This is a genomic window from Gammaproteobacteria bacterium (assembly GCA_016716465.1).
Taxonomy (GTDB): domain Bacteria; phylum Pseudomonadota; class Gammaproteobacteria; order SZUA-140; family SZUA-140; genus JADJWH01.
The window spans coordinates 1,152,872-1,170,601 of record JADJWH010000001.1; the positions used below are offsets into that span (position 1 = coordinate 1,152,872).

Sequence of the window (17,730 nt, forward strand, 5' to 3'; positions counted from 1 at the left end):
CGGGCGGCGGTCTTCGTCGTCAGCGGTCCGGCCGACCGATGTTGGCGACGATCTTGATCTGCCGGTTGTCCGGTATCTCGTCATAGGACAGCACGTTCATGGCCGGGATCGTGTGGCGCGTGAAGCGCGCCATGACCATCCGCAGCGCCGGCGATACCAGCAGCACGACCGGCTGCCCCGCCATCTCCTGCCGCTGCGCCGCCTGCAACAGCGACTGATGCAGACGGTCGGCCAGTCCCGGCTCGAGGGCCATGCCGCCGGCCCCCTGGGTGCGCAGAGTCTCGTGCAATAACTGTTCCAACGTCTGATCCAGGGTGATCACCGGCAGCTCGCTGCCCAATCCGCTGATGTTTTGCGTGATCAGGCGGCCGAGGGCGACACGCACGGAGCCGGTGAGGGCGCCGGGGTCTTGACTGGTGGCGGAGGCTGACGCCAGATTTTCCACGATCGTGCGCATATCGCGGATCGGCACCTTCTCCTCCAGCAGGTTGCGCAGCACCTTCTGCACGGTGCCGAGCGGGAGCGAATCCGGCACCAGGCCATCGACCAGCTTGGGCGAGACCTTGGCGAGATTGTCCAGCAGTTGCTGCACCTCCTCGCGGCCGAGCAGCTCATGCGCGTGGGTCTGCAGGATGTGATTGAGGTGGGTGGCGATCACCGTGCTGGTGTCGACCACGGTATATCCCATGGTCTGGGCCTGGTCGCGCTGGTTCGGCTCGATCCACACGGCATCCATGCCGAAGGCCGGGTCCTTGGTCTCTATCCCGGGCAGCTTGCCGAACACGCGCCCGGGATTGATCGCCAGTTCGCGGTCCGGAAAGACCTCCGCCTCGCCCAGCGTGACGCCCATCAGCGTGATGCGGTAGGCGCTCGGCGCCAGTTCGAGGTTGTCGCGGATGTGGACCGGCGGGACCAGGAAACCGATCTCCTGCGTCAGCTTCTTGCGCACGCCCTTGATCCGGCTCATCAACTGTCCGCCCTGATTCTTGTCCACCAGCGGGATCAGGCGGTAGCCGACCTCGAGCCCGACGGTGTCCACCGGCACCACGTCCTCCCAGCTGAGCTCGCGCGACTCGTTCGGTTTCTGTTCCGCCGTCGCCACTTCGCGCGCCTGCGCCGCCTGTTGCTGCGCGCGCGCGGGCCGCATCTTGCGCTGATGGATCATGTAGCTGCCGGCCCCGGCGATCCCGGCCAGGGTCAGGAAGGCGACATTCGGCATGCCCGGTACGATGCCGAGCAGGCCCATGACGCCGGCCGTCACGGCCAGCGCGCGCGGGCTGTCGAACATCTGGCTGAGCAACTGCTTGCCCATGTCCTGTTCGCTTGACACCCGTGTCACCATGATGGCCGCGGCAGTCGACAGCACGAGGCCGGGGATCTGCGCAACCAGACCGTCGCCGATGGTGAGCAGGGTGTAGTTGTGCACGGCGTTGGCGAAGACCATATCGTGCTGCATCATGCCGATGGCGAGCCCGCCGATGATGTTGATGAACAGGATGAGGATTCCGGCGATCGCGTCGCCGCGAACGAACTTGCTGGCGCCGTCCATGGAGCCGTAGAAATCCGCCTCCGCCACTACGTCGGCGCGGCGGCGCTTGGCCTCGTCCTGGCCGATGATGCCGGCGTTGAGGTCGGCATCGATGGCCATCTGCTTGCCGGGCATCGAATCCAGGGTGAAGCGCGCGCTGACCTCGGAGATGCGCCCGGCGCCCTTGGTCACGACCACGAAGTTGATGATGACCAGAATGGCGAACACGATGAGACCGACCGCGTAGTTGCCCCCGACGACGAACTCGCCGAACGATTCGATCACCTGGCCGGCCGCGTCCGCCCCGGTATGCCCCTCGAGCAGGACCACGCGCGTGGAGGCGATGTTGAGGGCGAGCCGCAGCAGGGTCGCCAGCAGCAGCACCGTGGGGAAGGTGGCGAAGTCCAGCGGCCGCTGCGTATACACGCAGGCGAGGATGATGACCAGCGACAGCGCGATGTTGAAGGTGAAGAACACGTCGAGCATCAGCGGCGGCAGCGGCACCACCAGCATCGCCAGCAGCGCCAGCATCAGCAGCGGGGCCCCCAGCATGCCGTGGCGGCCGATATCGCGGATGCTGCCCAGTACGTTTGCCTCAGCCATGTGCGTTCCTCGTTCGCGTATCTGCGTTCATGTTCACTGCGTCCGGTGCCGGCGGCGTCATTCGTCGCGTCGCAGGTCGTCCGGAATCGGTAGATCGTTGAATTCCTTGTGCGCGCCGGCCCCGCGCCGCGGCCGGCGGCGCAGCTGGTAGGCGTAGGCCAGGATCTGCGCCACCGCCAGGAACAGGCCCGACGGGATCTCCTGGTCCAGGCGCGTGCTGTAGAAGATGGCGCGCGCGAGCGGCGGAGCGGACAGGATCGGCACCTTGTGCCTGAGCGCCATGTTCCTGATTTCCATGGCGACGAGATCCTTGCCCTTGGCCACGACTACCGGCGCCGACATCCGGGCCTGGTCGTAGCGCAGCGCCACCGCATAGTGCGTCGGGTTGGTGATGACCACGTCGGCTTTCGGCACCGCGTCCATCATGCGGCGGCGCGACTGCTCATGCTGGATCTCGCGGATGCGGCGTTTCATCTCCGGGCTTCCGTCCGTCTGGCGGAATTCGTCCTTGATCTCCTGGCGTGTCATCCGGAGTTGCTTGTTGTGGTCCCAGATCTGGAACGGGACATCGATGGCGGCGATCACGATCATGGCCCCGCTCAGGATCAGAAAGGCATGCAGCAGCAGCGTTCCGGCATCGGCGATCGCCGGATTAACGTCCTCGCCGCCCAGCCCGAGCAGCGCCTCCGCGTTCCCCATCAGGATCAGAATGGCGACCGCCAGCACGACACAGAACTTGGCGAGCGCCTTGACCAGCTCGACCAGGCCACGCACGGCGAATATGCGGCCCACGCCCTTGATCGGATCGAGCTTGTCCCACTTGAAGGACATCGCCTTGGCGCTGAAGGACCATCCGCTCAGGGCCATCGGCGCGAGCAGCGCGGCCGCCACCACCAGGACGAAGAACGGCATCAGCGCGCCGGTCGACTCGAAGATCGCCTGCTGCAGCTTGAGCAGCATGGTGGCGGGATCCATCAGCTCCGCGCGCGGGACGGCGAAGGAAAGCTCCATCGTGCGCAGGTTCTGGCGCACGATGCCGTCCCCGAGCAGCATCATGCCGGCGGCGGAGATCAGCAGCACGGCCATGGTGGTAAGCTCGCGCGAGCGCGGCACCTGGCCGCGTTCGCGTGCCTCCTGCAGGCGCTTGGGGGTGGCCTGTTCGGTGCGTTCCTGCGCGGAATGTTCCGACACGGCGCTACTCCGTCGTCATCGCACGGATCGCGTCGAAGGCGCTCTCGGTCATGCTCGAGAACTGCGGCGCGAACAGCGGCAGCGACAGCAGAATGAAAATGAACCCGAGCATGAGCGAGATCGGGAACCCGATGACGAAGATATTGAGCTGGGGTGCGGCACGCATCATGACGCCGAAGGCGGCGTTGACGAGGAGCAGCGAGGCCAGGGCCGGCAGGGAGATGATCAACGCGCCCTTGAAGATCCATCCCGCCCATTCGAGCAGCACCCACAGGCCGTTTCCGCGGATCGACCCGAGCGCCACCGGAATCGTCCGGAAGCTGTCGACGAGGGTCTCGATCAGGATCAGGTGGCCGTTCAGCACGAGGAAGATCAGTGTGGCCAGGACAATATAGAACTGGCTCACCACCGGAACCGTGACGCCGTTGGCAGGATCCATCATCTGGGCGAACCCCAGCCCCATGGTCTGACCGATCAGATTGCCGCCCATTTCCACCGCGCTGAACACCAGCCGCATCAGGAAGCCCATTGCGAGCCCGGTCATGACCTGGGCGCCGGCGATCAGGATGCCCTGGACGCTCGCGGGATCGACCTGCGGGCCCGGCGGCAGCACGGGCGCCACGACCAGGGTCAGCGCCAGGGCGATGCCGACACGGAACCGCATCGGCACGACGCGCACGCCCAGGATCGGCGCCACCGTCACCAGGGCGGCGATGCGGAAGAACGGCCACAGGAAACCCGTGAGCCATTGCGTCAGTTCCTGGTCCGTGAAGTTCATCTGTGCATCACCCCGCAGCCCCTTCCGCTCATCCGATCAGCGACGGGATGCTGCGGATCAGCTCCTCGGTATAGTTGATCAGCGAGCGCAGGATCCAGGGGCCGGCGGCGACCATCACCCCCAGCACCACGAACAGCTTGGGGATGAAACTCAGCGTCTGCTCGTTGATCTGGGTGGCGGCCTGGAACATGCTGACCAGCAGGCCGATGCCGAGCGCGGGCAGCAGCAGCACCGCGAGTATCAGCAGGGTGACATAGAGCGCATTCTGGCCGAGGGTGACGACGGATTCCGGGGTCATGGCGTATCTCCTGTGCGAATCGGCCCGATGCGGTTCAGGTGGAAAAGCTCGCGGCCAGGGTGCCGAGGATCAGCGCCCAGCCGTCCACCAGCACGAACAGCATGATCTTGAACGGCAACGATATGATCAGCGGCGACAGCATCATCATGCCCATCGACATCAGGACGCTCGCCACCACCAGATCGATGATCAGGAACGGGATGAAGATGATGAACCCGATCTGGAACGCGGTCTTCAGCTCGCTGGTCAGGAAGGCCGGCATCAGCAGCGTGAACGGCACCTGCTCGCGCGACTCCACCGCCGGGGTCCCGGAGATCTCGGCGAACAGGCTCAGGTCCGAATCGCGCGTCTGCGCCAGCATGAACTTCTTCATCGGCGCGCTGCCGCGCTCGAGCGCCTCCTGCATCGTCACCTTCTCCTCGGTGTACGGCAGCACGGCGTCGTTGTAGACGTCGGTGAACACCGGCATCATGATGAACACCGTCAGGAAGAGCGCCAGCCCGATCAGCGTCTGGGTGGTCGGCGTCGAGGCCGTGCCGAGCGCCTGGCGCAGGATCGCGAGCACGATGATGATGCGCGTGAACGAGGTCATCATCATGAGGGCCGCCGGCAGCAGCGACATCACGGTCATCAGCGCCAGGATCTGCAGGCTGAGACTGTAGGTCTTGCCGCCGTCGGGGGCCGTCGTCACGGTGACCGCCGCCAGACCGGAATCGGCGAGGGCGGCCGCACAGGGAACCAGCGCGGCGATAAGGACGAGAATGAGCCTGATCATGACGGCGAAATTCTCTTTCTGAGTTCCTGATTGAAACGTCCGAGGAAACTGGCGGGCGGCGCGCCGCTGACGGAATCTTCCGCCCCTGGCTCGGGCGCCGGCTCCAGCACGTGCAGCGTCCTGATGCAGCCCGGTGCGACTCCGACCAGCAGGCGGTCAGTGCCGGCCTGGACGATCACGATGCGCTCGCGCTGGCCGAGGTTGATGCCGCCAACCACCCTCAGCTGACCGTGCGAGACCCCCTGCACGCGACCGTAACGCCGCAGCACCCACGCACCCGCGAAGATCAGCGCCAGCACGGCGCCGAGGCCGGTGATCATCTGCAACACGCTCGCGAACGAGACTGCGCTCTTGTGGGCGAGGGCGGGATCCGCACCCTGAGCCAGGGCTGCCACGGGAAACACCAGCAGCGGCAGGCAACCGCAGGCGGCGCGCGCGAAGGCAAGTACCGGGAGATTTCTCGGCATCAACATGCTCCGACGCTGAACTATTTCAGTTTCTTGACGCGCTCGGTCGCGCTGATGATGTCGGTGAGGCGGATGCCGAATTTCTCGTTCACCACCACCACCTCGCCGTGCGCGACCAGCGTGCCGTTCACCGTGACGTCCATCGGCTCGCCCGCGAGGCGGTCCAGCTCGACGACGGACCCCTGGTTCAGCTTAAGCAGGTTGCTGATCGATATCTTGGTACGGCCGATCTCGACCGCCACCGTGACCGGAATGTCCAGGATCATGTCCAGGCTCTTGTCGCCCATGGTGGATCCGGACGAATCGTCCTGCAGATTCTGGAAGCTGGCGCGTGCGTAGTCCTCGCCCTGCGCCATGGCGGCCCCGGCACCCGCCGCGTCGCTCATCGTTTTCGTTGCATCATTCATCACGCGACTCCTGTGATTGTCATTAGTTGCCTGCCGCGCTGGTGCTGCACCAGCTCAGTTACCTTGATGGCGTTCCTGCCGTCGGCGCTGCCGAAGACGCCGCGGAACACCGGAATATCGTCGACCACCGCGGTAATGGCGTCCGGGATCTCGATCGGGATGATGTCGCCGACCTGAAGACTGCTCAGCTGGCGCATGCTGATGCTGGCCTCCGTCAATGTGCTGGTCAGTTCCACCTCGGCGTGCATCAGCTCGTTGCGCAGGGACATGGTCCAGCGTTCGTCGCTCTCGACGAGGTCGCTCTGGACGCCGGACTCGAGCAGATCCCGGATCGGCTCGATCATGGCGTATGGCAGGGTGAAATGGATGTCCCCGCCGCCGCCCTCGAACTCGATGTGGAAACTGGAAACCACGACGACCTCGCTCGGGCTGACGATATTGGCGAAATTCGGATTGATCTCGGTGCTGACGAACTCGACATCGATCCCGACGACGGGATTCCAGGCCTCCTTGATATTGAGGAAGGCCATGTCAAGGATGATCTTGATGATGCGCTGTTCCGTGGGGGTGAATTCACGACCCTCGATCTTGGTGTTGAAACGGCCGCGCCCGCCGAAGAAATTGTCCACGAAGCTGAACACCAGCTTGGGATCGATCACCAGCAGGCCCATCCCCTTGAGCGGCGACACGCGGATGACGTTCAGGCTCGCCGGCATGAACAGGCTGTGGACGTACTCGTTGAACTTGACCATCTGCACGTTGCCGACCGCGATTTCGGCGCTGCGGCGCAGCAGATTGAAAAAGCTGATGCGCAGATGACGCGCCATGCGCTCGTTGATCATCTCCAGCGTGGGCAGCCGCCCGCGCACGATGCGGTCCTGGCTGGTGAAGTCGTAGTCGGCGACGTCGCCGGCCATGACCGGCTGATCGGATTCGGACTCGACCTCTCCCGTGGTGACGCCGTTGAGCAGCGCGTCGATCTCGTCCTGGCTCAGGATGTCATTGACTGCCATGGCGGCTCACTGCATCACGAAGCTGGTGAAGTAGACGGCTTCCGCCCCGGTGTTGCCCGTTTCCTCCTTGAGGATGGTCTGGACCTCGACCAGGGCCTTGTCGCGGATCGCCTGTTTACCCTCGGCCGTGGTGAGCGAGGCGTAATCCAGGTTGCTGAACATCATCACGAGATTGTTCCGGATCTGCGGCAGATGCGTCTTGATGGCGTCCGCGACGACCTGATCGCGGGTCATCGCCTCGATCTTGACCTGCAGGTAGCGGATCTGGACCCCCTCGATGAAGTTGACCACGAACGGATCGCCCAGCTCGACATAGATGGGTGGCGCCTTGGGCTCCTTCGCGGACTTCTTGTCCTTGGACTTCTTCGATTTCTCCTTGGGCGCCGCCTCGGCCGGGGCATCGCCACCGTCTTCGGCAGCAGCCACTTCATCGCCGGCCTTATGGCTAAGGGCCCCGGTCAGCAGCAGCGTGGCGCCCACGCTCGTCCCGATGAGGAGGATCACGGAGACAACGATCAGGAGGATCTTGAGGACCCCGCCCGATTTCTTCTTCGGCTTGGGTGTTTCGTTGTCTTCGTCTTCGTTGATCTCTTCGTCTTTTCTCGCCATCTCGTTCCCTTCCCTTGTGCACGGAGTTCGTAATAACGTCCTGCCCAGATTTAGCAAGACATGTGCCAGCGGAAGAGAAAAATTATTATTTAATAATTACAACATGTTGTGTCGCGCTCTCGCGAGGATGACGGCATCTTGACGTCGATGCCTTCCTCCCGGGACAGGGATGGCGGAAATGCGATGGCGAGCGTGCCCTGTGCCGGCGGGCCGGAAACCGGCGCGGCGGTACCGCCCGACGAACGGGAAAGACGGCGTGTGGTCGCGAAAGCGGGATCAGGCGTACAGATCGACGAGTCCGCGAATCTCGCGCGGCCGGTCCGCGCCGGGGCCCGCCGCGTCATCGGCCGGACCGGACTCGGCACGCGCCACGGACTCGGCCCCGGGCTGGCGCGCCGATGAACGGCCGCCATCGGACAAGGAGTGCTGGGAGACGTCTACGTTGACGGCGCCGAATCCCTGTTCGCTCATCAGGTCACGCAGCCGCGGCAGGCTGTCCTGCAGGGACTCGCGCACCAGCGCGTGCTGGCTCGACAGCGTCACGTTCATCTGGCGATCGGAATCGACGCTGACGCGTATCTCGAGCGGGCCCAGTTGCGGCGGATTGATCTTCAGTTCCGCGCTCTGGATCTGGTTGCCGAGCGCCCAGCGGATGCGCTGGCCGAGTTCATCGCTCCATTCCGGATGGCGCAACGGCGTTTGCAGGGCGGGGCCCGGCACCGGGACGTCTCCCCGGGGCTGGGCGGCCGCGCCGGCCTGGGCATAGGTCAACGCGGCGGCATTCGCCGGCACGCCGCCTTCGGGATCGCGCAACAAGGCATGGACGGCCTCGCCGCGAAGCGGATTTGCGCCGTCATTCGCGCCGAGGCGCGCCAGCAGCTCCTGCAGACGCGCACCGACGTCCGGCGTCGAGGCCGGCGCCGGCGCCGTCGCTTCCGGTCCCGTGGGTACGGATACGGATCCAGGCGCGGCCGGGGGCATGGGGGATGGCGAGGACGCGGCCGTCACGGCGCCGCCGTTGGTCGATGATGAACTCGGACCCGGTGCGGGCGTGGCTGCATGCGTGGATCGTGGCGCGGGTACCGCGGGGTTCGGCACGGGGATGCGTACGGGTTCCGCAGCGTCGGCATCACCTTCCGCCTCCACGACGGTCTCGCCGGTGGTCTGGACGGCGGCGGGCGCCGGGACGGTGATCGGTGCAGCGACGATGACCGGGGCTGCGGTAACGGGAGGTTCGTGTGCCGCGGCCGGCGCTTGCCCGGCCTCCGGTATCACAACCGGCGGGTCCGGCGGTAGCACAGGCGCAGCGCCTGCGCACGGATCGAGATCATCGCCGGCGTCATCCGGCTCAACCCCCGTAGTGAACTCCAGCCGATCGGCAACCGATGTCTCCGCCGGCTGCACCGGCAAGGTCTTGCCGTCCTGCGGCAAGAATGCCGCGGGTGAGCCGGGATTCGATGGTGCGGAAACCGGCACAAACTCCGCACAGACCTCACCTTCCGGCTCCGCCTGAACATCTCCGGCGATGGACGGATCCGGCGGAAGCACGGGTGTAGGGAGCGCATCCTGAGACGTCACACCCGGCGCGGCGACACCTTGGGGACGCGGCGCGGCAAGGAGAAAATTCATCAGGGAATCAAACGAATCGGTCTCAGCGGAGGACATCGCCGGCAATGTGCCATCGTCGGCAACTACGGCCTGGCCCGCCGGGCCCGGGACACCGGGCAAAATAGGAATACCCACGCCTGCAGTGCTTACCGCCATGACTTCCCCGCTCCCCGTGATCGTTGCCGTCGGTCGTATCCGCCAGGCAAAATGCAAGTCCCACGCCAGCCGAAACCGGCGCTGATATTATTCCTCGCCGCCGAAACCCGGGCGGGCACGCTGTGCGCGATCGTCGCTCTCGCGCTGTTCGCGCCGCTGCACGCGCGAGACCTCCTCGCGCTGGAAGCGGTCGATGACCTTGTCGAGTGCGCGCCGCTTGGAGCTTACCTCGTTCCAGTAGCGGTTGTGCTGGTCCAGTTCGCGCCGGCATTCCTCCAGCAGCTTTTTCTGCTGCTGGATCGCCGCATCGAGGCGCTCGGTGAAACGCCTGTACTCCTTGAAGCGCTCAATGGTGGCGCCGCCACCTTCCGTCTGGAAGCGCTGTTGATACTCGCGCAGGAATTTCTCGAGGTCGGCCAGGCGGCGCTCCTGGGACAGATAACGGTTGCGCGACTCGCCCAGCACGCGCGTCGCCTGGATCTCCTTGTCCCGCTGCAGCCCGGCGATGGGTTCCAGCCGTTCCGATCTCGTCATGATGTCATCTCCCACCCGGATTTCGACAGTACGTTATTTCTTCGCCTTCTGCGGCACGTTTCCGCCCAGCAGTTCGCCCAGGCCGCGCAAACCGTCGCGGAAGGTGACGCGCTCGTTCAGGCCCTGCTGGAGGAACTGCGTCAGGCGCGGATGGTAATCGACGGCCTCGTCCACCCTGGGGTCGCTGCCCTTGGCGTAGGCGCCGACGCTGATCAGGTCACGATTGCGGCGATAGGTCGAATAGAGCTGCTTGAAACGTATGGCCTGGCGCTGGTGTTCGGGACTGACGATCTCGCTCATCACGCGGCTTACCGAAGCCTCGATGTCGATCGCCGGATAATGGCCCGCGTCCGCCAGTTCACGGTTGAGCACGATGTGGCCGTCGAGGATCGCGCGCGCGGCGTCGGCGATCGGATCCTGCTGGTCATCGCCCTCCGCCAGCACGGTATACAGCGCGGTGATCGAACCGTTGCCGTCGCCGTTGCCCGCGCGCTCGACCAGCTGCGGCAGCTTGGCGAACACCGAGGGCGGATAGCCGCGCGTGGCCGGCGGTTCGCCGATGGCGAGGGCGATCTCGCGCTGCGCCTGGGCATAGCGCGTCAGCGAATCCATCAGCAGGAGCACCTTGAGCCCCTTGTCACGGAAATACTCCGCGATGCTGGTCGCGAGCATGGCGCCGTGCAGGCGCAGCATGGGCGGTGTATCGGCCGGTGTCGCCACCACCACCGCGCGCGCCATCCCGTGCGTACCCAGGATACGGTTGGTGAATTCCTTCACCTCGCGGCCGCGTTCGCCGATCATGCCGACGACGGTCACATCGGCGTCGGTGTAGCGCGTCATCATGCCGAGCAGGACGCTCTTGCCCACGCCGCTGCCGGCAAACAGGCCCAGGCGCTGGCCGCGGCCGATGGTCAGCAGGCTGTTGATGGCGCGCACGCCGACATCGAGCGGTTCGCTGATGACGCGGCGCTGCAGGGGATTGATCGGCCGGCCGAGCAGGGGATAGGTGGTCTCGCTGCGTACCGGACCGCGCCCATCGAGCGGCTTTCCCGTGCCGTCGAGCACCCGGCCGAGCAGGCCGTCGCCGACCGCCGCCTCGTAGATCCGGCCGGTGGGAATGACGCGCGCATTCGGCACCAGGCCGCGAATCTCGCCGCTCGGCATCAGGAAGGTCCTGTCGCCCGCGAAGCCCACCACCTCGGCCTCGAGCGGATGACCCGAGGGGTTGTCGATCAGACAGCGGTCACCGATCGCCGCCTGGCAACCGACCGCTTCCAGCGTCAGTCCGACCATGCGTGTAATCTTGCCCTCCACCACCAGCGGAGGCGCGTTCTTCAGTACCGCGCCACGCTCGGCGAGGCGCCGGCGCCATACCGGCGCGCGATCGAGCTCAGACAACACCGGCATCCTCCTGGCGCTCGCCGCCGAGCAGCTCCGCAGCGATCGCCGCGAACTGCCGTTCCACGCTGGCGTCGACGCGCGAGTTATCGGTCTCCAGCCGGCAGCCGCCGCGCGCGAGCGCCGGATCTTCCAGGATCTTCCAGCCGGATTCCTCGCCCTGCAAGGCAGCGAGATTCTCGCGCAGGGTCTCCGCGTCGGCCGGGTTGACGAACAGACGGACGTTACGCGAGGCAACCGGCAGTATCGCGGCCGCGCGCTGCACCACGGCGACGATCTGGCCGGGATCGGTCTTCAGCTCGCGGCGGATGACGTGGCGGGCGATGGACAGCGCGAGCGTGGTGATCTCTTCCACCACCCCGTCGTCGAGCTGGTGCAGCGGCCGGGACAGCAGATTCAGTATCCCCTCCAGCCGATCCGCCTTTTCCCTGGCCAGCGCCGCGCCTTTTTCCAGGCCCTCGCGCTGCCCGAGCGCGAACCCTTCCTCGTAGGCCTGTTGCTGGATCTGTTCCATGCGGGTCGCGGTCAGATGACCGCCATGAGCGACCGGATCGCCGGCCGCCGCGCCGCCCACCCGCGGCAGTTCCCAGCGCTCGCAGGCATCTGCCGCGGCGCCGCTGATGACCTTAAACGTACTCTTCTCCACCCTTGCCACCCAGTGAGATGTCGCCGGACTCGGACAGGCGCCGCGCGATGGCGAGGATCTCCTTCTGCGCCACTTCCACTTCGCTCAGGCGCACCGGCCCCTTCGCCTCCAGATCGTCGCGCAGCATCTCGCCCGCCCGTTTCGACATGTTCTTGAAGACCTTCTCCTTGAGCGCCTCCTCGGCCCCCTTCAGCGCGATCACCAGCGTCTCGGAGGACACCTCGCGCAGCAGGGACTGGATGCCGCGGTCGTCCAGCGCGGACAGATCGTCGAACACGAACATGAGATCCTGGATCTTGTCGCCCAGCTCCTTGTCGAACTCGTTGATCTGATCCATGATCGTCGTCTCCAGCGCGGATTCCATGCTGTTGAGGATGTTGGCGGCGACCTTGATGCCACCGACCGTGGACGACTTGACGTTGGAATTGCCGCGGAACTGCTCCTCGATGACCTGATTCAGTTCCTGCAGGGCGGTCGGCTGCAGGCGGTCGAGCACGGCGATCCTGAGCAGGACGTCCGCGCGGACCTTTTCCGACAACAGCGTCAGCACCTCGGCGGCCTGATCGTTGTCGAGGTAGGACAGCACCACCGCGATGATCTGCGGGTGCTCCATCTTGATGACTTCGTAGATCTCGTGGGAGTCCATCCACTTGAGCTGATCGAGCCCGGAGTCCGCCCCCCCGAGCATGACACGATTGATGATGTTCCCGGCCTTGTCCTGCCCGAGCGCCTTCACCAGCACGGTCTGCAGGTAATCCTGCGCCGCCATGCCGAACGAGGTTTCGTGGCCGACCGACTGCACGAATTCCTTCAGCACCGTGTTGGCCTGTTCGGTCGAAACCTTGCTCAGATTCGCCATCGCCGAGCTCAGGCGATGGACCTCCTTGGGCCCGATATATTTGAATACCTCGGCGGCGTTCTGTTCGCCGAGACTCATCAGCAACACGGCCGCCTTCTCGACGCCGCTGATTTCGGATGCCTGTTTCTTATCCGCCATGGTCCACGCTCCGGATTACTCCGCCCCCACCCAGTTCCTGACCACCTGGGCGGTGCGCCTCGGATCCTGCGCGGCCAGCGTGCGCGCCATGTTCAGATTGGTATCCAGATTGCCGCCGCCTGCGCCCCCGGGCAGCGCCGCCGGGCGCATCCCGCCGCTCAGGGTCAGCTGGTCCTCCGCCATCTGGCCCTCGCCGTGCGGCAAGGCCTGCGGTATCGCCTTTCCCTTCGCGGCGAGCTCGCGCAGGACCGGCCGCAGGACGCCGAAGATCAGGAAGAGTACGATCCCGATACCGAGCGCCTGCTTGGCGATATCCCACACGTTCAGCTGCTCGAACATGGACGGCTCGGGGAGCTCTTCCGGCGCCGGCGGCAGCGTGAAGGACTGGTTGATCACATTGACGCTGTCGCCGCGCTCGGCATCGAACCCGATCGCCTCCTTCACCAGGTTGGTGATGCGCGCGATCTCCTCCTCGCTGAGCGGTTCACGCACCGTGTCGCCGTCCTCATTGACCGTCGCGCGGTCGTCGATCACCACGGCGGCCGACAGGCGCGTGATGGCCGCGCCGTTGCGCTTGGTGTGACTGATGGTCTTGTCGATCTCATAGTTGCGCGTGGTGCGCTGGACCGAACTGCCGGCCGGCGCGGCCGAATCGGCCGTCTGGGCCGCCGCGCCGGTCGAGGGGGCCTGATTGGACAGACTGCCGGGCACGCCGCCGAGCGACTGGGACGACAGGGTCTTCTCATCGACCGTCTGCTCGCTGCGCACCGCGGGCGGATTCGGATTGAAGCTTTCCTGGGTCTCCTCGGTCACGGTGAAATCCAGATTGGCGTTGACCTGCGCCTTGACCGCCCCGAGACCGGCGATCGGGGTCACGATGTCCTCGATACGCTTGGTGTAATACGCCTCGATGCGCTTGCGGTAATCGAACTGCGTGGCGGTCAGACGCATGTCGTCGCCCGCCTCGGGCTGGGTCAGCAGGCGCCCCTGCTGGTCCACGATCGTGACCTGGTCGACGTCGAGGTTGGGGATGCTGGCCGCGACCATATGCCCGATCGCGGCAACCTGGCCTTCATCCAGGCTGCGACCGGCATACAGGTCGACCATGACCGAGGCGGTCGGCTTTTTCTGACTGCGGACGAAGGCCGTCTGCTTGGGGATGGCGAGATGAACCCGCGCCGCGCGCACCGAGCTGATCGAGGCGATGGTCTGCGCCAGCTCGCCCTCGAGCGCGCGCTGGTAGCGCGCGTTTTCCATGAACTGGCTGACCCCGAACCCCTTCTGGTTGTCGAGCAGCTCGAAACCGGCACCGACGCCCTTGGGCAGCCCCTCACCGGCCAGTTTGAGTCGCGCCTCGTGCACCTGGTCCGCCGGGACCAGCACCGTGCCGGCGCCGTCGGCCAGTTCGTAGGCGATGCCGGATTTCTGCAACGATTGCACCACCGCGGCCGAATCCTGCTCGGCCAGCCCGCTGTACAGCATGCGATAGCTCGGTTTCTGGGACCACAATACCACCGCGACGCCGATGGCCACGCTGGCCGCGAGGCCCGCCATCAAACCGAACTGGCGCAGCAGGGTAAGGCCGTAAAACCCCCGTGCCGGCATCACCACATTATCCTTCGTCACTACCGCCATCTTGCCTCCAGAAACCGTTCCTCAACTGAATCATTCCGGCCCGAACTCCGTAGCCGGCCGCGTCAGATCTGCATGTTCATGATGTCCTGATATGCGCTGACCAGGCGGTTGCGTACCTGCATCATGAGCTGGAATTCGATGCTCGCCTTCTGCGAGGCGATCATGACGCGGGAAATGTCGACGCTCTCGTCGCCACGCTGGAACGCCTCCTTGAGTGCGGCCGATTCCTGCTGGGCGTCGTTGACGTTGTTGACCGCCCGCGACAGCATGTCCGAGAAATCGATCCCGGCCGCCCCGCCACCACCCTGCGCCGGCGAACCGCCGGCAGCCGTGGCCATCGACCGTAACTGGGAGATCAGCTGAGTGGGGTTGATATCCGTCATGATCACATCTCCTCGCCGCGCATGCGCCGGCCCTGGGTCCTCATTTCGATCCCTTCCCTATGCACGTTCCGAGCCAGTCAGTCCGGCAACTCGATGCCGGCCTCGCGCAAGCGCGCCAGCTTGTAGCGCAAGGTGCGCTCGCTGATGCCAAGCTGCCGGGCGGCCGCGCGGCGGCTTCCTCGTACGGAGCCCAGCGTATCCAGGATCAGCTGCTGTTCACGGCCGCGCAGGTCCTCGCCCAGCCCGGGGGTCCGGGCTGCGTCCATGGCCTGCGCCGCCGGCGCGGGGCAGACCGCCTCGATCTGCAGGTCCACGGCGTCGATCACGGCCCCGGCCTGCAGGATCAAGGCGCGCTGGATGACATTGTCGAGCTCACGCACGTTGCCCGGCCAGCCGTGGCCGAGCAGGCGCTGCCCGGCGGCAGCGGTCAACTCGGGCACCGCGCGGCCCTGCGCGCGCGCGCCGTGTCCCAGCATCCTGCGCGCCAGCGGCAGGATGTCCGCGCCGCGCTCGCGCAACGGCGGCAGATGCAGCGGAAATACATTGAGCCGGTAGAACAGGTCTTCGCGGAACCGGCCGGCGCCCACCTCCTCGCGCAGGTTACGGTTCGACGTGGCGAGGATACGGACGTCGAGCGCTATCACGCCGCGCCCGCCCAGTCGCTCCACCTCGCGTTCCTGCAGCACGCGCAACAGCTTCGCCTGCAGACCGAGATCCATCTCGGAGATCTCGTCCAGCAGCAGGGTTCCGTGCTGTGCCTGTTCGAATTTCCCCGGACACGCGGTGTAGGCCCCGGTGAAGGCGCCCTTTTCATAGCCGAACAGGGTCGCTTCCAGCATATTGTCCGGGATCGCGGCACAGTTGATCGCGACGAAGGCCTGCTGGGCGCGCGGCGAATGGCGGTGGATATGGCGCGCCAGCACCTCCTTGCCGACGCCGCTCTCTCCCGTGATCATGATGGTCGCGTCGGTCGCGGCGACACGACGCGCCAGGTTCGCCACATAACGGCTGGCCGGATCGGTCGCCACCATTTCGTCGCCGGCAGCGGCCTGCGCCATATGGCGCCCGACCATCTCCAGCAGTCGCGCGGCATCGAACGGTTTCACCAGATAATCCACCGCGCCCGCCTGCATGGCCTGCACGGCCTGCTGGATGGTGCCGTAGGCGGTCATCATCAGCACCGGGATCTCGGGCCGGTTGCTGCGGATATGGTTGAGCAGGGCGTAGCCATCCATCGGCTTCATCTGCACGTCGCTGATCACCATCCCGATGCCCCCGGCGCGTTCCGCCAGCACACGGACCGCCTCCGAGCCGTCGTGCGCCGCGGCCACCGGATAGCCGGCCAGATCGAGCGAATCGCACAGCGCCTCGCGCAGCGCCGGCTCGTCCTCGACGACAAGCACGGTGGAATGAGTCATGTCCGGCACCTCTTCTTTGATTGCATTGATCATGAAGCGGAATCCCGACGCGGGCCTCAGGTCTGGTCCACGGCCAGCGGCAGGCGCACCCCGACGGTGGCGCCGTGTCCGGGCTCGGATTCGATCCACAACACGCCGCCATGCGCCTGCACGACCGCCTGGGCCACGGCGAGGCCAAGACCTGTCCCGTGCGATTTGGTGGTGAAAAACGGCTCCAGGATGCGCTCCCTCAACGCGGGATCGATGCCGGGACCGTCGTCCTTGAGCAGAAACTCGACGGATTCCATGCCGGCGACCCGCCGCGCCAGGAATCCCAGATGACCGTAGACGGGCCGTTCCGCGGGCGCATCGCCGCGGCAGGCCTGGATCGCGTTCTCCAGCAGATTCTGCAATACCGCGACCAGGGCATCGGGATTCCCGCGCAGCCGCGTGTCACCACTGTCGTCGATGACCTCGAGCCGGCATCCGCCCGCGCGCGCCAGCGGTTCCGACAGGCGTCGAAATGCGTCGACCAGTGCAGCGGCGCTGAAGGTCTCGCTGGGAAAGGAGCCGCCGCGGGCGAACATCAGCATGTCCCGCACCAGCGTGTCGAGATGATCGAGGCAGGAGCGGATCTTTTCGATCCCGCGCCGCTGCGCCGGCGAAGTCGGCCCACGGTCCTCGAGCTGAGAGACATACAACAGGCTGGCGGCCAGCGGGGTACGGATCTGATGCGCAAGGGCGGCGGCCATCTCGCCCATCGAGGCGAGGCGCTGCTGGCGCTGCATCAGGGCCTGCATTGCGCGCGAGTCGGTCACCTCGTGAATCAGGATGACCTGCCCCGGCTCGTCCTCGAGCGGATTGGTGGCGAGCGCAACCAGGCGGCCGTCGGTCAGGCGCAGATCGCCGAGCCGGCACTGCGCGGCAAAGGACCGGCGGATCACCTCGAACCAGAAGGCGCCGGCCAGCGGCTCACCGAGCAGATCGATCGCGGCCCGGTTGCACTGGGCGACACGACCGTCGCCATCGAGCACGACGACCCCGGCGGGCAAGGCATCCAGCACCGGCTGCAGGTGACGGGTGGACTGCGGCCTCCCCCTGACGAGGTCGGGGGCGGTGTCGGGCCCGGCCGCAAAGCGGCGGGTGATCTCCGCAAGATGACGCTCCAGCAACTGGTACGAAGAGGTCAGCTGCTCCGAGACGCGATTGAAATGGTCGAAGGCATCCGTCAAGCGTTGCGCTTGGCGCGTTACGGTCTGATCCATGCGCTTCCGTCCCCGTCGCAGTGTCGATTCAACGGCGGAATC

At 65.9% G+C, this 17,730-nt stretch carries 18 protein-coding genes; all 18 read right to left on the reverse strand.

Annotated elements, in window-relative coordinates:
* Nucleotides 1–19: 19 nt before the first annotated feature.
* Nucleotides 20–2,131, reverse strand: a complete 2,112-nt coding sequence (gene flhA / locus IPM20_05510; protein ID MBK9131082.1) for a flagellar biosynthesis protein FlhA — start codon at nt 2,129–2,131, stop codon at nt 20–22.
* 57 nt (nt 2,132–2,188) lie between these two features.
* Nucleotides 2,189–3,322, reverse strand: a complete 1,134-nt coding sequence (gene flhB, locus IPM20_05515; protein ID MBK9131083.1) for a flagellar biosynthesis protein FlhB — start codon at nt 3,320–3,322, stop codon at nt 2,189–2,191.
* Between the two features lie 4 nt (nt 3,323–3,326).
* The gene (gene fliR / locus IPM20_05520) at nt 3,327–4,100 is read right to left on the reverse strand and encodes a flagellar biosynthetic protein FliR (protein ID MBK9131084.1); all 774 of its coding nucleotides are present in this window, start codon (nt 4,098–4,100) and stop codon (nt 3,327–3,329) included.
* 28 nt (nt 4,101–4,128) lie between these two features.
* The gene (fliQ, locus tag IPM20_05525; protein MBK9131085.1) at nt 4,129–4,398 is read right to left on the reverse strand and encodes a flagellar biosynthesis protein FliQ; all 270 of its coding nucleotides are present in this window, start codon (nt 4,396–4,398) and stop codon (nt 4,129–4,131) included.
* Between the two features lie 34 nt (nt 4,399–4,432).
* The gene (fliP, locus tag IPM20_05530) at nt 4,433–5,173 is read right to left on the reverse strand and encodes a flagellar type III secretion system pore protein FliP (protein ID MBK9131086.1); all 741 of its coding nucleotides are present in this window, start codon (nt 5,171–5,173) and stop codon (nt 4,433–4,435) included.
* Nucleotides 5,170–5,640, reverse strand: a complete 471-nt coding sequence (gene fliO, locus IPM20_05535) for a flagellar biosynthetic protein FliO (GenBank protein ID MBK9131087.1) — start codon at nt 5,638–5,640, stop codon at nt 5,170–5,172. The genes fliP and fliO overlap by 4 nt, the downstream gene beginning before the upstream one ends.
* A 20-nt stretch (nt 5,641–5,660) precedes the next feature.
* Nucleotides 5,661–6,047, reverse strand: coding sequence for a flagellar motor switch protein FliN (gene fliN / locus IPM20_05540; GenBank protein ID MBK9131088.1), 387 nt, complete (start codon nt 6,045–6,047; stop codon nt 5,661–5,663).
* A complete protein-coding gene (fliM, locus tag IPM20_05545) occupies nt 6,047–7,060 on the reverse strand; it encodes a flagellar motor switch protein FliM (protein MBK9131089.1) in 1,014 nt (337 codons plus the stop codon). The genes fliN and fliM overlap by 1 nt, the downstream gene beginning before the upstream one ends.
* A gap of 6 nt (nt 7,061–7,066) precedes the next feature.
* On the reverse strand, nt 7,067–7,669 hold the full coding sequence (locus IPM20_05550; protein ID MBK9131090.1) for a flagellar basal body-associated FliL family protein: 603 nt from the start codon (nt 7,667–7,669) through the stop codon (nt 7,067–7,069).
* Nucleotides 7,670–7,945: 276 nt separating this feature from the next.
* The gene (locus IPM20_05555; GenBank protein MBK9131091.1) at nt 7,946–9,217 is read right to left on the reverse strand and encodes a flagellar hook-length control protein FliK; all 1,272 of its coding nucleotides are present in this window, start codon (nt 9,215–9,217) and stop codon (nt 7,946–7,948) included.
* Between the two features lie 303 nt (nt 9,218–9,520).
* Nucleotides 9,521–9,967, reverse strand: coding sequence for a flagellar export protein FliJ (gene fliJ, locus IPM20_05560; protein ID MBK9131092.1), 447 nt, complete (start codon nt 9,965–9,967; stop codon nt 9,521–9,523).
* Between the two features lie 33 nt (nt 9,968–10,000).
* Complete coding sequence (gene fliI, locus IPM20_05565) at nt 10,001–11,374, reverse strand: flagellar protein export ATPase FliI (protein MBK9131093.1); 1,374 nt, start codon at nt 11,372–11,374, stop codon at nt 10,001–10,003.
* Nucleotides 11,358–12,011, reverse strand: a complete 654-nt coding sequence (locus tag IPM20_05570; protein ID MBK9131094.1) for a flagellar assembly protein FliH — start codon at nt 12,009–12,011, stop codon at nt 11,358–11,360. The genes fliI and IPM20_05570 overlap by 17 nt, the downstream gene beginning before the upstream one ends.
* Nucleotides 11,992–13,008, reverse strand: coding sequence for a flagellar motor switch protein FliG (fliG, locus tag IPM20_05575; GenBank protein MBK9131095.1), 1,017 nt, complete (start codon nt 13,006–13,008; stop codon nt 11,992–11,994). Before fliG ends, IPM20_05570 begins: the two co-directional genes overlap by 20 nt.
* 15 nt (nt 13,009–13,023) lie before the next feature.
* Nucleotides 13,024–14,643 (reverse strand): flagellar M-ring protein FliF, encoded by a 1,620-nt coding sequence (gene fliF / locus IPM20_05580; protein ID MBK9131096.1) that lies wholly within the window; start codon nt 14,641–14,643, stop codon nt 13,024–13,026.
* Nucleotides 14,644–14,705: 62 nt separating this feature from the next.
* On the reverse strand, nt 14,706–15,026 hold the full coding sequence (gene fliE, locus IPM20_05585; protein ID MBK9131097.1) for a flagellar hook-basal body complex protein FliE: 321 nt from the start codon (nt 15,024–15,026) through the stop codon (nt 14,706–14,708).
* Between the two features lie 77 nt (nt 15,027–15,103).
* Nucleotides 15,104–16,444, reverse strand: coding sequence for a sigma-54-dependent Fis family transcriptional regulator (locus IPM20_05590; GenBank protein MBK9131098.1), 1,341 nt, complete (start codon nt 16,442–16,444; stop codon nt 15,104–15,106).
* 56 nt (nt 16,445–16,500) lie between these two features.
* The gene (locus IPM20_05595; protein ID MBK9131099.1) at nt 16,501–17,688 is read right to left on the reverse strand and encodes a PAS domain-containing protein; all 1,188 of its coding nucleotides are present in this window, start codon (nt 17,686–17,688) and stop codon (nt 16,501–16,503) included.
* Nucleotides 17,689–17,730 lie beyond the last annotated feature (42 nt).

What these genes read in the sequence shown, in the direction of transcription:
- fliE (MBK9131097.1), bottom strand. Translation starts at nt 15,026, where the DNA reads ATGACGGATATCAACCCCACTCAGCTGATCTCCCAGTTACGGTCGATG.
- fliO (MBK9131087.1), bottom strand. Translation starts at nt 5,640, where the DNA reads ATGCCGAGAAATCTCCCGGTACTTGCCTTCGCGCGCGCCGCCTGCGGT.
- fliM (MBK9131089.1), bottom strand. Translation starts at nt 7,060, where the DNA reads ATGGCAGTCAATGACATCCTGAGCCAGGACGAGATCGACGCGCTGCTC.
- fliG (MBK9131095.1), bottom strand. Translation starts at nt 13,008, where the DNA reads ATGGCGGATAAGAAACAGGCATCCGAAATCAGCGGCGTCGAGAAGGCG.
- fliF (MBK9131096.1), bottom strand. Translation starts at nt 14,643, where the DNA reads ATGGCGGTAGTGACGAAGGATAATGTGGTGATGCCGGCACGGGGGTTT.
- IPM20_05595 (MBK9131099.1), bottom strand. Translation starts at nt 17,688, where the DNA reads ATGGATCAGACCGTAACGCGCCAAGCGCAACGCTTGACGGATGCCTTC.
- fliN (MBK9131088.1), bottom strand. Translation starts at nt 6,047, where the DNA reads ATGAATGATGCAACGAAAACGATGAGCGACGCGGCGGGTGCCGGGGCC.
- fliQ (MBK9131085.1), bottom strand. Translation starts at nt 4,398, where the DNA reads ATGACCCCGGAATCCGTCGTCACCCTCGGCCAGAATGCGCTCTATGTC.
- fliR (MBK9131084.1), bottom strand. Translation starts at nt 4,100, where the DNA reads ATGAACTTCACGGACCAGGAACTGACGCAATGGCTCACGGGTTTCCTG.
- IPM20_05590 (MBK9131098.1), bottom strand. Translation starts at nt 16,444, where the DNA reads ATGACTCATTCCACCGTGCTTGTCGTCGAGGACGAGCCGGCGCTGCGC.
- IPM20_05550 (MBK9131090.1), bottom strand. Translation starts at nt 7,669, where the DNA reads ATGGCGAGAAAAGACGAAGAGATCAACGAAGACGAAGACAACGAAACA.
- flhA (MBK9131082.1), bottom strand. Translation starts at nt 2,131, where the DNA reads ATGGCTGAGGCAAACGTACTGGGCAGCATCCGCGATATCGGCCGCCAC.
- fliP (MBK9131086.1), bottom strand. Translation starts at nt 5,173, where the DNA reads ATGATCAGGCTCATTCTCGTCCTTATCGCCGCGCTGGTTCCCTGTGCG.
- fliI (MBK9131093.1), bottom strand. Translation starts at nt 11,374, where the DNA reads ATGCCGGTGTTGTCTGAGCTCGATCGCGCGCCGGTATGGCGCCGGCGC.
- fliJ (MBK9131092.1), bottom strand. Translation starts at nt 9,967, where the DNA reads ATGACGAGATCGGAACGGCTGGAACCCATCGCCGGGCTGCAGCGGGAC.